This window comes from Pseudomonas auratipiscis, assembly GCF_036324085.1.
In the GTDB taxonomy this organism is placed as follows: Bacteria; Pseudomonadota; Gammaproteobacteria; order Pseudomonadales; family Pseudomonadaceae; genus Aquipseudomonas; species Aquipseudomonas auratipiscis.
Genome location: NZ_JAZDCU010000030.1, coordinates 1 through 15,178, shown reverse-complemented (window position 1 = coordinate 15,178; position 15,178 = coordinate 1). Strand labels below are relative to the sequence as shown.

General features: G+C 53.3%; 13 protein-coding genes and 5 pseudogenes. 3 read left to right on the top strand and 15 right to left on the bottom strand.

Annotated elements, in window-relative coordinates:
• The first annotated feature begins 275 nt into the window (after positions 1 to 275).
• The gene (locus tag V0R60_RS25825) at positions 276 to 866 is read left to right on the top strand and encodes a hypothetical protein (protein ID WP_330080283.1); all 591 of its coding nucleotides are present in this window, start codon (positions 276 to 278) and stop codon (positions 864 to 866) included.
• Here V0R60_RS25825 and V0R60_RS25820 read toward each other — a convergent pair.
• A pseudogene (locus V0R60_RS25820) lies at positions 851 to 1,093 on the bottom strand (DUF2514 family protein); the annotation flags it as partial. The gene V0R60_RS25825 and the pseudogene V0R60_RS25820 overlap by 16 nt on opposite strands.
• 342 nt (positions 1,094 to 1,435) lie before the next feature.
• Positions 1,436 to 1,531 (bottom strand): annotated as a pseudogene (locus V0R60_RS27115) (hypothetical protein); the annotation flags it as partial.
• Between V0R60_RS27115 and V0R60_RS25815 the strand changes: the two are divergent.
• A pseudogene (locus V0R60_RS25815) lies at positions 1,529 to 1,768 on the top strand (tyrosine-type recombinase/integrase); the annotation flags it as partial. The pseudogenes V0R60_RS27115 and V0R60_RS25815 overlap by 3 nt on opposite strands.
• Before the next feature lie 811 nt (positions 1,769 to 2,579).
• Here the strand turns inward: V0R60_RS25815 and V0R60_RS25810 are convergent.
• The 6 genes and pseudogenes from V0R60_RS25810 to V0R60_RS25785 form a co-directional block, all read right to left on the bottom strand.
• A complete protein-coding gene (locus V0R60_RS25810) occupies positions 2,580 to 3,764 on the bottom strand; it encodes a BNR-4 repeat-containing protein (protein WP_330080266.1) in 1,185 nt (394 codons plus the stop codon).
• Between the two features lie 125 nt (positions 3,765 to 3,889).
• A pseudogene (locus V0R60_RS25805) lies at positions 3,890 to 4,060 on the bottom strand (DUF2514 family protein); the annotation flags it as partial.
• A gap of 24 nt (positions 4,061 to 4,084) precedes the next feature.
• On the bottom strand, positions 4,085 to 4,306 hold the full coding sequence (locus tag V0R60_RS25800) for a hypothetical protein (protein WP_330080267.1): 222 nt from the start codon (positions 4,304 to 4,306) through the stop codon (positions 4,085 to 4,087).
• A 413-nt stretch (positions 4,307 to 4,719) separates the two neighbouring features.
• A complete protein-coding gene (locus tag V0R60_RS25795) occupies positions 4,720 to 6,210 on the bottom strand; it encodes a hypothetical protein (RefSeq protein ID WP_330080268.1) in 1,491 nt (496 codons plus the stop codon).
• The gene (locus V0R60_RS25790; protein WP_330080269.1) at positions 6,207 to 7,883 is read right to left on the bottom strand and encodes a hypothetical protein; all 1,677 of its coding nucleotides are present in this window, start codon (positions 7,881 to 7,883) and stop codon (positions 6,207 to 6,209) included. The genes V0R60_RS25795 and V0R60_RS25790 overlap by 4 nt, the downstream gene beginning before the upstream one ends.
• A 618-nt stretch (positions 7,884 to 8,501) precedes the next feature.
• Positions 8,502 to 9,374, bottom strand: coding sequence for a helix-turn-helix transcriptional regulator (locus V0R60_RS25785; RefSeq protein WP_330080270.1), 873 nt, complete (start codon positions 9,372 to 9,374; stop codon positions 8,502 to 8,504).
• Positions 9,375 to 9,491: 117 nt separating this feature from the next.
• Here V0R60_RS25785 and V0R60_RS25780 point away from each other — a divergent pair, with 117 nt between their 5' ends.
• Entirely contained in the window at positions 9,492 to 9,749 is a 258-nt protein-coding gene (locus tag V0R60_RS25780; RefSeq protein WP_330080271.1) for a hypothetical protein, read from the top strand.
• On the opposite strand, the pseudogene V0R60_RS25775 reads toward V0R60_RS25780, so the two are convergent.
• From V0R60_RS25775 to V0R60_RS25740, 7 genes and pseudogenes are all read right to left on the bottom strand, one after another.
• Positions 9,717 to 9,919, bottom strand: a pseudogene (locus V0R60_RS25775) (transposase); the annotation flags it as partial. The gene V0R60_RS25780 and the pseudogene V0R60_RS25775 sit on opposite strands and share 33 nt — an antisense overlap.
• Before the next feature lie 786 nt (positions 9,920 to 10,705).
• Positions 10,706 to 11,725: an FRG domain-containing protein gene (locus V0R60_RS25770; RefSeq protein WP_330080272.1), complete on the bottom strand. Its 1,020-nt coding sequence runs from the start codon at positions 11,723 to 11,725 to the stop codon at positions 10,706 to 10,708.
• A 498-nt stretch (positions 11,726 to 12,223) separates the two neighbouring features.
• Positions 12,224 to 12,397: a hypothetical protein gene (locus V0R60_RS25765; protein WP_330080273.1), complete on the bottom strand. Its 174-nt coding sequence runs from the start codon at positions 12,395 to 12,397 to the stop codon at positions 12,224 to 12,226.
• A gap of 50 nt (positions 12,398 to 12,447) precedes the next feature.
• Entirely contained in the window at positions 12,448 to 12,822 is a 375-nt protein-coding gene (locus V0R60_RS25760; RefSeq protein WP_330080274.1) for a hypothetical protein, read from the bottom strand.
• Between the two features lie 925 nt (positions 12,823 to 13,747).
• On the bottom strand, positions 13,748 to 14,110 hold the full coding sequence (locus V0R60_RS25750) for a hypothetical protein (RefSeq protein WP_330080275.1): 363 nt from the start codon (positions 14,108 to 14,110) through the stop codon (positions 13,748 to 13,750).
• On the bottom strand, positions 14,107 to 14,538 hold the full coding sequence (locus V0R60_RS25745; RefSeq protein WP_330080276.1) for a lysozyme: 432 nt from the start codon (positions 14,536 to 14,538) through the stop codon (positions 14,107 to 14,109). Before V0R60_RS25745 ends, V0R60_RS25750 begins: the two co-directional genes overlap by 4 nt.
• Before the next feature lie 61 nt (positions 14,539 to 14,599).
• Positions 14,600 to 15,178 (bottom strand): tail fiber assembly protein (locus V0R60_RS25740; RefSeq protein WP_330080277.1); only part of this gene is annotated, 579 nt, incomplete at its 5' end.

The following is a 15,178-nucleotide window of genomic DNA, read 5'->3' as shown; positions in this document are numbered from 1 at the left end:
CACTCTAAAGAAATTACGCGAGCGTCTCTCGCCGATTTACATTGACGGGTACCGACGGAGAGCATCCATGGCTTGCTGCACTAGTGGCTCACCGGCGTCGATCTTTTCTTTCAGGCTCTTCATGCCCTGCTCCCTGTTGTTTTCCCGGACAGTGTAGGTGAGCTCGCAATCCAGACCGGCGTTTCAAGGTCTGGTCACACAAATTCTGGCTTACTGCTTTCGATCTACACTGACTTCTGCGAGGCACGCGTTGCTCGTGCTCCGATGGAGGCCGCATGAACGAAAAACAGTTTGAATTTCATCTTGAGGAGTTCAGGCAACTAAAGGCTGAAATTTCCGCACTTCTGGCCAGAATTGGTTTTTTGTTCAGGAATTCCATCATCGCCAGCTCCGTCTTGTATGCATGGCTACTCTCTAAAGTCGGTGCGTTTTCAGGTGCCAATGATTGCATTGCTTTTCCGAAAGACATGGCACTCTTCGCTATTTGGATCCCTCCAGCCTTCGTTGCTGCATCGTTTGCCTTTGGAATACTCACCTACCTCCACGTCGTTGAGGCTGGAAAGTATTTGCGTAAATGCGAACGCCAATTAGGAACCGATGAACTGGGATGGGAGAGACATTGGTCAAGGAAACGCCCTACTCTGACAGTTGGTCTCACGCTGATATGGATTTTGCTATTGATGGGTAGTGGTTATGTAAGCAACCAAATGCGACAGAAGCTGGAACCCCTTCCAAATTGCCCGAATCCCAAAATTTCTCGAGAGCTTCCAGAGCTTTCAATTGCCGGCGCAGAAGCTGATAACAGGCACATACAAGTCCCATCAGCTGTCCCGCATTTGAAAAGCCATTTGACCAGGGAAGAATAGGACGATTCGCAGGCAAGCCCAGCTATTCGGGCTCGGTCATAAGCTTTCGCCAACTCTCCCGCTCGAGCATCAGCCCGTGAGAGCAAGTCGGAGAGCACCATGTCGGCGCGGGTGGCTGTCTGGCCTCGGGCGATAGCGGCGGTATCCGTGGCGGGGCAACTGACGGTGGCGGCGAATGTGGTTGCCACGTCGCGCAGCCGCTGGCCACCAGTATCAGCGCCAACAGCTTTTGGGTGTGATAGCGTAAAGCCCCCATCAAACGCTGCGAGAAAAAATGCCAAGGATCTTCAGGCCGGACGAGAACCCCTATAACGCTGCTGATAACGTCCGACACCATGGATATGCGGCTGTCGAGGGCACCAAGTCATCCGCAACTCCATATTGTGAGCGAGTTATCGCGGTGCTTGGGGTATACGAGACAGTGAAACCTGTGATGTCTTATCTAAATATCCCGAAACATGGTTACCTTTACTTCGTATACGACGCTGCCAAGCTCAAGCATGAGCAAGCAGCAGGGCTGATCCAAGCCTACGGTCAATGAACAACATCTTATGGCTTTGGCAGGGAAGCTAGCGACAAGACCCGATGGAGGCCTCTAGTAGCTTTTCATAGCCAGCTCGCTGCCGACGTTCAGCCAGCAGCGCCCTCACCTTCACCTCCAGGCTCACCCTGGGTACGCTTCCATCAGGATTCACGATCTGAAGCACACATTCGGTCGTCGCCTGAAAGCAGCTGGTGTAACCGAGGACGACCGCAAGGCATTGCTCGGGCACAAGAACGGCAGCATTACCAGCCACTACTCGGGTGCCGAGCTTGGCCAGTTGATCGAGGCGGCAAACATGGTATCAGCCACTGATTCGCGCGGACCAGTGCTGACGATTCTGAAGAGGAGATCGGGATGAAGAAAAAGGCCAAGTCACTCGAAAAGTCACTGAGGCCAGAAACAACAAAGCCACCAGAAGGTGGCTAAGTCGTTGAAATATATGGTCGGGACGGAGTGATTCGAACACTCGACCCCTTGCACCCCATGCAGCGGACCAATGACCAGTAAGCTATTGATTGCAAAGGATTTACGCTAGCCAGAGGCATAGCCAAAAGGACTGTTTTCTGTAGTTTTGCAAACGAAAACCCGCGGCTTCCAGCGGAGGTTTTGCGCAGGGTTTCCGCGCTAGGCACACTGGAACCTAAATCATAGTTGCCACTGGCAAAGCCAGTAAAACCAATACGTTGAGCCGCCCGCAGCTGTTCACGTTTGTCTCATAAGACGTACAGAAGTACACGCTGTTAACTGGTGTGATTCACGTTCTGTACACGCTACCTCTCCGGCGTTCTGCCGACCCTATCAAAATTAAATAAATTTCAATAACGCCCACATATCTAGGCGCAACAATCAAAATAAGAGGACTACGCCTAGATTTGCTGGCACTACACATCTACCGAAATAGAATCCTCATCCGCACACTCTGCCGCGCCCTCTTACTATAGCTACGGTTTAGCCTTGCGAACCCACGGCGCTCCAGGCTCATCCCGCTCTTGATTGTCAAAAAGGCCAATTGCCGATACCTCATCGTGCTCAGTTAGCGCCCATAGTTTGGCGGCATCGACGAGCTCGAGCATTTCGCAGAGCACGCTGTCGTCTACTTCGTGTCGGCGCCTGGCGCCATGGCCTCGACAGGTAAACTAACTGACCTTATTATATATGCCAACTTAAGGCTAAATCTCACTTATGTAAATATCAGCCTTGAAGTCTCGTGTAGTTATGATCATTGGATTTCGAAGGGTCATCAGCATTTTCCTTCCTTGTATATGAAATACCCATGGCATAGAAAAAAAACCTGAGTCGACTATGCTATGGATCTCTCCACTTTCGAGGTCATGACGAGCGAGACCACCTGCAACGGGAGCCGTCACTGCACTCTTTCCATCTAGTCCAATCGCTGCGCCGCTTGCATACGTATGCAGCGCAGACTCTGCTATCTGTTTATTTGAATAGACTTTGCCAGTTTCTGAATCTATAGTCACAATCCTGCTTATACCTCTATCACCTCCAGCATTCATCTCAGTATACGAAACGGATATATCGCGCCCTGAGATCCACCTTGTTTCATAAGGGATAGTATCGAGTCCGGTTTTTTCTCCGAGATTGATTACATGTTCAACTTTATTAATAAATCCGTCATTCGTAACCACTACAGTCAGTCCACGATGTTTCTTGGTAGAACTTGAGTAGATCGCGTATGCCATAGCACACCTGCCATCCGCAGCCGACGACAAAGGCGTGGAGTATGGAAATGTTCCCGCCCCAAAACCAGCAATAACAACCGGATCGCTCCAAGAGTCACCTCCATCTCTGGTGTATCTAGAAACAACACGCCTCCATTCGCCGTTAGAGTACTGTCCTATCCGCTCCTGCAGTGTGTACATGAGTAGCACCCTTCCATCCGGAAGAGCCGCCAGTGACGCGTAGGTCGCCCTTCCAGAATCTATTACATTAGCTTCACCCCACGACCATGCGTCATTTTGACTTTTGCTGCGAATACTTAGCATCGGAGATGCATGATTGCTAAAGCACGCTAAGACGCGGCCGGCGTATTTGCCGCTTGGAATTTTAATAAGAGAAGGCGAGCCATGATCGCTGGAGTCAGAAAATTTGTGAAGCTTCGCCGTCCGCCTGATCAACAAATCATTGGTTATTTCTGCCACTGTCACCTCGCCTGAAGATGTGACGTATCCAACGCAAAAACCTCCATCTAACTCCGCAACTGCAGGACGGTTGTACCAAAGGCTATAAGCATTTGTTAGGGTTAGAGGCTTCGGGGAAGACAGCTTGCGTAAAAATGGAACAGAGGAAAACGCAAAAATTACGCCAGCTGAAATCAAAAAATCTCTACGAGTCATCAAAGGTTCCCGCAAGGCAAAATCGCCATTATGCCCAACATTACAATTTACTGCAGGTTGTATTCGGGATCCTATAAATATTAGCCACTGCCATCTTGGAGTCCTACTGTTCGTATCAGTAACCATCAGCGGACCCAGATTAGTCCGTCATATTCTCGCTCACACTGCTGCCCAGATACTCTGGAGCTATCAAGAGCTTTCGCCAGCTCTCCCGATCTCTCATCAGCCCGTGCGAGCAAGTGGGAGAGCACCATGGCGGCGCGGGTGGCTGCCTGGCCTCGGGCGATAGCGGCGGATGTTGTCAGGCTGGTTCAGCCGACTCAGTGACAGGTAGCCCCATCTGCGCCGAGCACTCCATTCTGGAAATCTCGCACGGCTTGAAACAAATATTCAGCCTGAACCAGTAGGCACTTCAGCTCCTCTTGGCTTGCCGACGATTCACGGGCCTTGTGATACAGGCACAGAGCGTCCATTGCTTGCTTCACCAGCGGCTCGCCAGCAGCCATTCTCTTTCTAAACGCCGCCATATCAAAATCCATCATCCGTGCCCTCAGTGATCCATCGCTTCAAGTTAGGGCGTTGCGGGCTGGAAACGTTTGGATGACCTGACCAGCGGTCCGTCGAGGCTTGTCAGGCTTATGTCCGTGCAATCCGGATCTGAGTTAGGAATACTACAGTGCCTTCAATCCATCGTTGCCGTCACCCTGAAAGTCTGTACACGACCCAAAGCTGACCTTGCTCCAAAGCTATGTTTTCTAGCCTGCGTCATCACCCGCGATCCGGAGGGTAGGGCCGCGGGCGCGAACTTTATAAATATCAAAGTTCTGAGTTGTGGCTGTCTGGTGCTTCCGTCCGCTAGGACCGGATTGGATGGCCTGTGATCAGGCCACAGCACGGACATTAGTCAGGTGGCCTCCCTTGAAAATCTGTAGCAGAGTTTCATTCCTTGAATCTCTCATACGCTCGCCGCTAGTCGCTCGTATTCACCATCCAGGTAAGTGTCGACGGCTTTGATGTCGAGCCTTCCTTCCTGGTACCAGGAGTTGAGTTCCTTGAGTGCTAGGGTACCGAAGCGCGCCCAGGCAATAAGGTTCGAGCGCAACATGAACTGGATCATGTCGCCGCCCGATCGAATCGCCGCATCAGCGCCATCTACTACGCAAAGCGTGCCGTGCGCCACCAGCAACATTCGCTGAAGTTCGGGGTTGGTGGCCGATGGAATGCACTGGGCCCATTCCTTCTCGTGATAGAAGCGCTGCTTCACGACCCACATCACTCGGGTCAACATTTCGCTAAGCATCACCGGAATAGCCAGTGCCAGGCCATGACGTAGGTCGTAGCCCTTTTCAAATACTTGGACGGCGATCGTGGCGAAGGTTTGCCGATGCTGTCCAAACTCGCCAATGTTGATGAATTGCAGTAGCGAGTAAAACGGAATCGGAATACCCGATCCCCGTGTTTTCGCGCCAGAGGAACCGGCCACATCCGAGAACAGGTGTCCCAGCCAGTTCATGAAACCACAGAACAGCTTGGCCACCAGGTTCGATCCCTGGAGTTCGAACGTATTGGTATCGACACTGATGATTCGGCCGCCATCGACGAAATGTGCGGTACTGGTGAATTGATCGAGTATCGAGAAGAACAACCCGACAAGGTCCGGAGAATGCGCCAGGCTCTTGATGTGGTGGTTGCGCGTACTCATCTTGAACAGGCCGCCGACATCGCCCCCGTGCCGATGGTCGTAGTTGACCTTGTACTTTCTTTCAAGGAACCCAATGGCACTGGTTACCGGGTCACTGCCTTTGTTGGGGCCCTGCCAACCGTTCCAAGAAGCAAACTTCTGCACCGTTTTATCGGTCATGTCGTCCGTAAAGTGGGTGAGTACCCCCTGACCGGGGAGGCCGACGAATAGAACGTCCACCAGGCCGCCGATCAAGCCGCAGGTACCGGCGATCATGTAGTCGTATTTGTCGCAGTGAGCGCCCTTGTACGAGAACTCGTCGCGGATGCGCTTTTCCAGCGCAATGCGCTGGCTTGTGCTCATCATGTCGCGGAACGGGTCGTGGCCAAACTCGATTCGCTGCCGCTGGGCATAGGCAGTGACTTGGTCTAGGTAACCACTCCAGTCGCTGTTGCCATTCATGTCGATGAAGTCGAGGCTTGGCAACGGCGTGCCGGCGCTCAGGATGTTTTCCTGTACGACATAGCTGCTCTCGACAAGCAGCGCATCGTCGTCATCCACCTCGAAAATCACCTGATTTCCTTCGACCAGCGTTTGAGCTTCGAACAGCATCAGTTCGAGATGCTGGCGGCTCTGTGACTGCGTCGCCTGCAGGTTGTGCAGTGCACCATCGACCAGTCCCAAGTGGTTTTGCGCGGCGTTTAACTGGTACTTTTGCACCAGCATCGCCTGGGCCTGTTCGGTCCACGCATCCTTCTTGCTCATGAGAACAGACCGAGCAGCTTGCCCTTGGCCTTGTCTGCGATATCGGCGGCGCCGCCGACAAGTACATCGCTGACGTTGAAATAACCCACCGCTTCGAAAGCTCGGGCAAGGTTCTCCAGTGCCTTCGGCGAAACGCCTGGTTTGATCGCAAGCTTGAGCGTCTCGATCTGCTGGCCGTCTTTCTCCTGGGAGAACGAGCGCTCTTCGTAGAACGACCTGATGAAGTCGTAGAGCTCTGCCTTAGTAGGCTCTTTGGTGAGCGTCTTGAGCTTGGCGTCGTCGAGGAAACGAGCGCAGCTCAGTTTGGTCGCGCTGCTCTGGGTCGCTTCGCACTTGTTGGTCAGCACTGTGCCGGCTCCGGTCATCTGCCTCATCATGGCGGTAACGCGCTGAATCATTTGACCTTGCTCGCCATGCTCGGCCAGGGCCTGGTTCAGCCGATCAGTGATGTGGTTGAGGTCTTGCATCAACAGCGAGATCGTGGCCTGGGTCTGCTTGATGACCTCGACCAGCATCAGCTCGCGTCGCTTCGAGCGCGTGAGCTCGTCTGCACCCGTCAGTTTGCGCATACCTGTATATGCGCCCACACCGAGCAACACGGCCACACCAATTCCCGCGGTCATGCCCGACAGGCCGAGTATACCGCCCATGCCCAGAGTCGCTAGGCCGGACGAAAGCCCGGCCGCTGACATGCCCACCACCGAACCCGAGAGATACACCGCGGCCAGTGGAGTGCCGACAGCCGCGGCCTTCGCCGAAAGGAGCTTCAGTGCGCTGACGATTTGGTCATCGGTGACATCATCCTTCAGCATGCTGTGGTCGTTACGGATGGCCGCAACGGCGAGATCGATCTCGTCGTCGGTGACCTGCAAGAGCGCGCGATTTCTTTGCAGGAAGCCGAAGGTATCCAGCGAGCTGCCGCCAGTGGAGAAGTACAGGTTGATCAAGTCTTTGGTCAGCGAGATGTGCAGCGGTCTGATCTGCCCCCGTGGACAATGGCTGTCCAGCTCCGCGAGCAGCGCTTCGAGCGGTGCCGCCTGGTTGAAACCAGTCATGTAGGCGCGCACAGTGAAGCGCGATTCGGGTTCCAGGTCCAGCCGCGTCATCAACAGCAGGATCTCCGCAAACTCTTTTTCATCGATGACCTCGTCATTGTCGTAGGCCATGTTCACGATGACTTTGAGGTAAGCCACCTTGACCGCTTCGTCCATCTCTTCGAGCGGGATGAGCTGCTTCTCGTCCTGGAAATCCGTGAAGTTTTCGATAACGCCCTGCAGCACGGATGCGAGCGCAGCATAGTCGCAATCACTTAGGTCCTTGATGACCAGTTGGCTATTGTCCTTGCGCTCGATGATCAGGGCGTGTTCGAGCTTGTCCATGCTTCCGGTGTGCATCTGGGTGTACTTGGCGCTGCGGATCCCCTCGTAGGGGAAATGGATCGGGTCGGCAAACCCGGAGCGGTAGATCACCTGCTCGCCAGTGAACAACAGGCCGTCCTTTGCAGTGCCGAACAGGGTGTTGTCGAACAACGCCACGACGTTTCCAGGCAACCCGTTGTATGCAAATGCCTTGAGTGCGTTGTTCAGCTTTTTTTCGTCAATCCCCGGAGCAACGGAAACGTTCTTGGAAGAGATAGAGCCGAGGTTTTCGCGGAGATAGGCGCTAACGCTCATGGAAGATCCTTTTCTAGGTTAAGCGAGTTGCGACATGCTAACTCGGATGATGGCGCAATGCCATTTTGACTTTAGACGATATCGGCTACGCGCAGGCCGTTCTCGATTAGGCCTCCTCGCGTGCCGAATGGGCGCGCTTTAGCTCCGAGTATTCGCGGTACAACTCGTAGCCCTTCTTGATCACCACCACGAGCCCAATGGCTGCCAGGAGATTTTTCATGGCTTGTTCCTTTCGGGTAATTTGGCTTGCTGGGTTTGACTCGGCGCCCTGACGCGATGAGGTCAACCGTGTCAGGACAGAGGCACGATATGTAGGCTTTAAGGGCGTATCTAGAGTGTTTACATGTACAGGTAAACAATCCATGTAGGTTGTGAGAGCTGAGGCACGGGTGCATACCTGGGGTTGTTGGAAAGGCCCTTGCAGTTCGAGAGGGGGCGTTCGAGCCTGGGGCCGGGAGAGAGAGGTGCTTACCCCTTGGGCTACTCGATGTGGAGCTTCGACCAGTGAGTCAATGGGCGTCGAAGCGCCGCACATCTCTAGCACCTTGGTGCGTCGCAAACTTTACATATGTCTGCACACTGGCCACGATTCAACGGTCGTATCTCCTGCGATAGAGCTTATACATAGAGCCAAGGGGTCAATGTCTCCAGGTTCTTTACGACGATCTGCTGCGCTGAAGCCTTGGGCTCTAATTTTTTCGGATCGATCTGGTAGCGCTGCAACACGTAACCTACGAGCGCGCACCGCGTCGAAATGACCAGTTCGCCATCGTCCATACCGAAGTCGACTTCGATGATCGCCTTCTGGTCAGGCTTCAGTCGCGAATCTGGCTCGATGATCACATCGATGAGGGTGTTCCATTCCTCGTCATCGCTGATCAGGTTCTCGCTCATGCGCTCGAATTCCGGCTCCCCGCGGAACCTGCTCAACACGAAATCTCGATACTTGCGGTTCTTCTCGCAGTAGGCCCGAACATGCCAGCGCATGCCTGTGTATATCAAGGTGTGCGGCGAGATCAGTCGCGTCTCCGGAACCGGGTTGGCCAACGACACGTATTCAATGGCAATCACCTCTCCATTACGGCATGCCTTGAGCAGCGGTCTCAGCACCTCTGGACGAATCGTACGGTCCGGTACCTCCAGCACCTTGGTGTGTGCATAGGCCAGCGCCAGTCCCTCCACATGCGGTGCTCGCGAGTGGGTCTGGTTCAGCAGTTGCAGGTAAGCATTGGCACTGTCGTCGATGAACAACGGCTTGAAGTGCTTACTCGGCACATAGCCCTTCAGTTGCTTGTCGTATGTAAGGTTTTGAGGCGCATGTTCGGCGATGTAGGTATTGATGTCCTTGGACGCCTGCTGGCGGCTGATGCCGAAGCTCTGCATCAGGTGGCCTGTGGTCAGGCGGCCTTCCCACCAAGCCACGGTCTCGATCAAGCGATAGCGAAGTGCCAGGTCCCAGCGGACCTGATTGATCTCTTGAGTGCGTTTCATGGGCCGTCCATGTGCATGATTTGTTTACCTGTACAAGTCTACAATCTATACGTGTCAAAAATCACTACATATCCTTTGGCTGTCTTCGGAATAAATGACCTAGCGAAAGGATTGAGCATGACTACGACGGATATGATTTCGACAGCGGCGCTGGTGATGATGGTGGTGATTGCTGTACTGCTGTTGGCCCACTACCTCAAGCTGCAGAAGGTGTGGACGGTGATCGCCAATTGTCGTACGAACCTGCGTTGGGCGCGTATTCATGAGGCGGAGAATAGGGAACTGCGTTCAGCGTTGCGGGCGGAGAAAGTGCATGTGGATCAGTTGCAGAGGAAGGTAGTTTTAATGAACGCGGTAGAGCCAGAGGGCAAATGAATACTGAGTAAATTGATTCATCGAACTCTTCCAATCATGCGCCGCTGAGACCCAATTTGCGGGGATGTTTCGCAGCCCCATCCAGATCAATTTGGTCGCTGCGTCATCATTCGGGAAATGCCCCAGGCCTTGATGATCTTGCGTAGCTGAGCGTTGATGCTCTCTATGGCCCCCTCCAGCCCTAGATGCATGATCACAAGGCCATTTTCGGCCTTAAGCACTCCAGCGCATCACCTGCAGTCCACCACCATTTCTGGCTACAAACCGGCGCCGTCAAATGGTTTAACGATGAAAAGGCTACGGCTTCATAATCTTGAATCCGGCCCCAACGACCTGTTCGTACACTTAAGAACAATCACGGAAGCGGCTTCAAAAGACTCAAGGAAGGACAAAAAGTCGGCTTCAGTTGTGCGGGGCTAGAAGGGCCTGCACCCCAATGAATTCGAGGTCGTTGGGAAATCGTAATTTGTCGATCTGCCGCGCTCCGTGCCAGCTCTCACGCAACAGGTGACGCAGCCATGACCAGCAAAGCACAATAACCCGAGGCGTCGATAGCTCAACAGCATGTATCCCTTCGGCCTGCGCCCAAGCATGAGGTCAAAGAGATTTCTTGCATACGTTGGATGCACACGTTTTGTGTGACTTAGAGCATCTTACGTGGAGGGCTTGGTTAGGGAGCGCCTTTAAAGGAAGGAAGCGGGATTTAAGGATGATGTTGACAGATAATATGATGACCGGAAGTATGGCTTCGAGGTACTCATAGATGTAAAAACGGCTCTTGTGAAGACTATGCGCATGACAGCTTTGGGTCGTTGATGGTCAGTCACGTACGTCGGCTAACGACCCATAGCGGAAGGTGATCTGTGTTCGAGCCAAGCTGCCGCTTCCTGACTACTGTAATTCCAAAAGTTCGTGAAAGTACGGTGGCGCGGAACTAAGAATTTTGAAGCTTACCGTTAAATTTGCTCGTCCTTCCGCATGCGGGTGAAATGTATTCGTTCATTTATTTCCTGTGTTACCCCCTCATATCCTGGAAACAGTCTTGATGGGCCATAGCCTTGGTCTCTAAGATAGCGGGCTACCTTCTCAGCCTCGGTGTTTGGCAATGTTACCTTGAGAAGCATATGGTCAATGCCGGTAAAATTTAGCGATGTAAAGAATCCTTCAATCTGTTTCTCCAGGCCGTGATTAGTTTGGTTAATATTATACGGCACGGTGCTCATCAACGATTTGATACTACCTGGCTGGCTCACCCAATGAGTAAACAGTCCTTGTTGCGCTGCTAAATTTGGATTTCCATCGTATGGTGGCGTTACAAGCTTCAGTGGGAACTCTGGAAAAGGCACGGACATCGACTCCAACTTTACCGCTTCGTAAGTTTGGTGCAATGTTCCCAATGCTTCCGTATTGAGCCCCCAGATACAGAAACTCCCCTCGCGCCTGAATCCTGAATCCCGGCCTTCCAACTTGGGGAGAGTCGCAAAAAAAGCGGCTATAAAAGGATTGTAACTCCAATCAAGCAAACGAGTTGGTACACCGTAATGCTGTGCCAGTGCAGCAGCTTCCAACATATCATCAGGAAGCCAAACTGCATCTTCAATCCAGTTCGCCATAGTAGTGAATTCGGTTTTTTTATAATGGAGGTTACGCAGGGTTTTTGAGGGCGGCACTGGAAGACCGTGCATGTCGGCTTGTCGGTAAAAATCTCTGATGAGCTGGTATTCGACTAGCGCCAATATATAGGGTGAATTCGTCTGCTCGGGATGAGCCTCCAAAAAGATATTCATTTTCTTGCGCATTTCTTCCCGCGCATTTTCTCTCAGCGCAAACGGAGTCAACGCATGATCGGAATTACGCTGCCCCCGAAAAATATAATCTTTGAAATTAATATCTTTATGTTGCGCAGACCATGGCAGTAAAAAATCCATGAAATCTTCTGCTGTATTGAGGTGTCTCTCGTAAATAAGTTTGCTCATTTTACGTCCTTGTCGATGGTTAATTTATGAGGTTGCAGCTCCATCAATGCTAGCGCTCAGTCGAAACAGAGAAGATCATATTAATTGGAAAACAACAGCCTGTGAATCGCACGTCTTTACGAATTTTGTCTAAATGCACGAATCGCTACTTGTCTGAATGTCAGCTTCTGGCCGATAGCTGTCCTTCACGAAGTGCAGCAATGGGTCGTAGGCGCCTCATGGACACTCGCAACCTTCCCCAGCTAGCTTGAAAAAACCTCACGGCTTACTTCAGAACAGTCACCCCAGCGCATCGGGGGCCAGTTCAGAATCACCAACTCACCAGTGAGCTCTGTCTTGCCTTGACGCGCCCGAGCTGGCCGCGTCTTTTGCTTTGTGGCGAGCACTGCTTTTACATGGGCTGGGCGGGCTTTCAGGGCAACCAGCCCTCGATCGCCGTTATCGGTGATGGCGACAATTCGTTGAGCAGCCCCTGGGGCAAGTTCGCCTCGCGCGGCTTCATGAACCAAAGCCGCCGTCGCCGATAGTGGCTGGCACCTCATGCCACCATTCGAGCTGAACTAGTGGAACTAATTTTCTACAGTAGACCGAGAAGTATCGGTGCAGAGCATCATCTATTGCTTGCTTCACCAGCAGCTCGACAGTGGCGAGCTTTTCGTCCAAATGCTTCATATCCTCACCCCTGTCGGGCCCAATTCCAAAAAAATGAAAAGCCAACAAGCTCAACGGCACGACTTGTTAATTTTTTCAGCAGATTCCATAAGGCGGCTGATGATCCCGCGTAGCGCATCTATGTCTGAAGACCTATCTGCATCTTGGACGCGAGATGCTAACTTTTCTGCCAACTGAGCTTTCAGACTATCAATAGCCCCTCTGCACTCCAGGTTAGAAGTCGAAAGCGGATATAGCATCCCCCCGATGAACAGTGCACAAAGCACTATGATCGCCGCTCCCTTGGCTGTAATAACCCCAAAGAGTGCCGCTTCGCCTTGACCTCCAAGTACGTCTCTGCGGAATTTGGTATTAAAGATAAGCCCCAAGATCAGAAACACTGAAATGGCTCCACACACTGCAGAAATCAATAGACCAGCATCCATTGAACAGTTCCTCGACCGTGGTTTCTCAGCTGAACTTTTTCTCTAAACTTGATAGCACAACTTTCACTTCTGGAAAGAACAGCTTCACGTCACCCAAACGAAAAGCCCTACAAAAATTCATTTGCGCCGCTTTCAATAGAGGCCGAAGGGTATCGGCGTAAGCCTTCCACTGCTTGGTCCACGAGCGGTCGTTAACTCAGACCACCAAATCAAGCAATCCATTTTGGTCTGCCCACCATAGTACTACTCCGATAATTCCACCCTTTATCAAGTAACACGGGAACGATTTCCACCAAGGCATGATCCCAGGCTTTCTCGGATTGGGGGCATCATCGCAATGACGGATATAAAGCAAGATATGGAATCCAGAAACCCATATGTAGAACCATAGACCGACCACCATCCCACGCAACAACACTCTGAATGGTGCATCAAGGTCCCCATATCCTAATAGCATGCTGAAGACTATGAAGACCATCACAGCGTCTGCTATGAGCCAGCTGTACTCCCATACAAACCGGCCAAAGGTCTCTACGGAGTCTCGGGACATTGGCTAGCTCCACTGTATACCCCAATACCCTATTTTTAGAGCATAGTTAACGGGCAATCAAATGGAGCCAGAATTAATTAGTTGCCGCTCATCGACAAGATGCTAGGCCCGCCACTAACATTTTCTCATACCCGATCCGCTGCAAGCGCTCTGCCAGCAGCGCCCTCACCTTTATCTCTAGGCTGTCGGTCTTACGCAGCCCTGAGGCAGCCCAAGGCGGTATGGCAACGCCAGGCGCGCGGCACGGCACCTGCACTGGTACTTCGACGCGCACAGTTCGGATCTCCGGCTCAACCTTCCCCGCACAGGCGGCCAGCAGCGCTACCGCCACTACCAGGAATAGATTCGGGAATATTTTGCTGTCGACTTTGTCGTTCACAGGCCAAGCTCCCGATCAATGACCGAGGCGGCCGCCGAGCACTGGTCGCCGCCGGTGCGATCCTGCTGCAGGCGATTGGCTGCAGTGAAATCATCCTGTGCTCGAGCAGTTGCCTCCTGCATTGCCAGCTCCGCCATGACCTGGCGCTCGCTTCCGGCCAGAACCAGGTCACTTAGGGCCTTGCCCTGCTCCGCTGCCAGGCCGCTAAGGTTGTCCCTGGCGGCCTTGCAGGTGGCCGTTTGATCCTGCTGTTCATCGAGCAGCGGCCGGAAGTGGCCGGTGCTCGCCCAAGTGCCGACGACCATGCCCAGCGCAATGAGCAGACCGGCGCCGACAGCGCGCAGTGCCAAGCCGCTCATGCTGCCTCCAGAAACAGCACCCGCTCAGCCTCGCGGCGACGCACCAGCCCAGGCAACACCTTACCGCCCGCCTTGTTCCAGCGCGGAAACTGCTCGGCAGCTCCCGCATAGTCACCGGCGTTGAGCTTGCGCAGCAGCGTCGACGATTCGAGGTTGGCCGCGCCGAGGTTGTAGGTGAAACTGACTAAGGCATCCCACTGATTGCCACTCAGTGGCGCCTTCACCAGGCGTTCGACTTCTGCCTCGAAGCGCTGCACGTCGTTGAGCAGCATCCGCTCGGCCTGTTCTTTGGTGATCGACATGCCGGCCTTCACTCCTCGAGTAGCGCCATAGCCGATGGTCCAAACGCCGACAGCATCCCGATACGCGAGCAGCCGCAGGCCTTCGAAGGACTTGATGAGGCTTAGGCCTCGTTGCGATGTACGCATTCACTTTTCTCCAGGCAAAAATAAACCCGCTCGATGGCGGGTGCTTTGGGTACGGAATAAGTCAGGCGGGAGGCGCTGGCCAGTCGATTGTATCGGGATAACCTGGCTGGTCCGGCACACGAATCAACGCAATGCGGTATTTTTTCCAGGCCTTGAGCTCAGCCGCTTCTGCCTCTGTGGCCTCATCGAGATCGACAGCATCCTGCAGCGGGTCAATAGCGGAATCAGCCACTGCACGCCGTGCTGCAGCCTCGGCGACTACCAGGGCACGATGCTGATCAATGGCGGCTTGGGCTTTCATTTCCTGAGTGACGACCTGTGACCAGTCGATTACGCCATTGGTTGCTATCGGTTGAGCCGGATCGATATCGAGCCCCGGCAAATGAACGGGACCGTCAGCGGCGTCATGAATATCGACTGGAAAGCGCACCGATTCCGACGCATCAGCAGCGTGCGGGAGCATGAGGGTAAGGACTAGGCGCCCACTCATGCGTTCTACCGGAGCAATGACGAATCCGCTACCTACCGAATCGGCGGGCAACGTCGAGCCCTCGGCAAGGCGGGAGAAGTCAAAGGTCACTCCGTTGATAGTGAGTGCCTCGTTCTCCTTGGACACCGTGAGACCAGCATCCAAACGAGA

Coding starts and splice junctions, on each gene's coding strand:
- V0R60_RS25825 (WP_330080283.1), top strand. CDS start 276: ATGAACGAAAAACAGTTTGAATTTCATCTTGAGGAGTTCAGGCAACTA.
- V0R60_RS25810 (WP_330080266.1), bottom strand. CDS start 3,764: ATGACTCGTAGAGATTTTTTGATTTCAGCTGGCGTAATTTTTGCGTTT.
- V0R60_RS25800 (WP_330080267.1), bottom strand. CDS start 4,306: ATGATGGATTTTGATATGGCGGCGTTTAGAAAGAGAATGGCTGCTGGC.
- V0R60_RS25795 (WP_330080268.1), bottom strand. CDS start 6,210: ATGAGCAAGAAGGATGCGTGGACCGAACAGGCCCAGGCGATGCTGGTG.
- V0R60_RS25790 (WP_330080269.1), bottom strand. CDS start 7,883: ATGAGCGTTAGCGCCTATCTCCGCGAAAACCTCGGCTCTATCTCTTCC.
- V0R60_RS25785 (WP_330080270.1), bottom strand. CDS start 9,374: ATGAAACGCACTCAAGAGATCAATCAGGTCCGCTGGGACCTGGCACTT.
- V0R60_RS25780 (WP_330080271.1), top strand. CDS start 9,492: ATGACTACGACGGATATGATTTCGACAGCGGCGCTGGTGATGATGGTG.
- V0R60_RS25770 (WP_330080272.1), bottom strand. CDS start 11,725: ATGAGCAAACTTATTTACGAGAGACACCTCAATACAGCAGAAGATTTC.
- V0R60_RS25765 (WP_330080273.1), bottom strand. CDS start 12,397: ATGAAGCATTTGGACGAAAAGCTCGCCACTGTCGAGCTGCTGGTGAAG.
- V0R60_RS25760 (WP_330080274.1), bottom strand. CDS start 12,822: ATGGATGCTGGTCTATTGATTTCTGCAGTGTGTGGAGCCATTTCAGTG.
- V0R60_RS25750 (WP_330080275.1), bottom strand. CDS start 14,110: ATGAGCGGCTTGGCACTGCGCGCTGTCGGCGCCGGTCTGCTCATTGCG.
- V0R60_RS25745 (WP_330080276.1), bottom strand. CDS start 14,538: ATGCGTACATCGCAACGAGGCCTAAGCCTCATCAAGTCCTTCGAAGGC.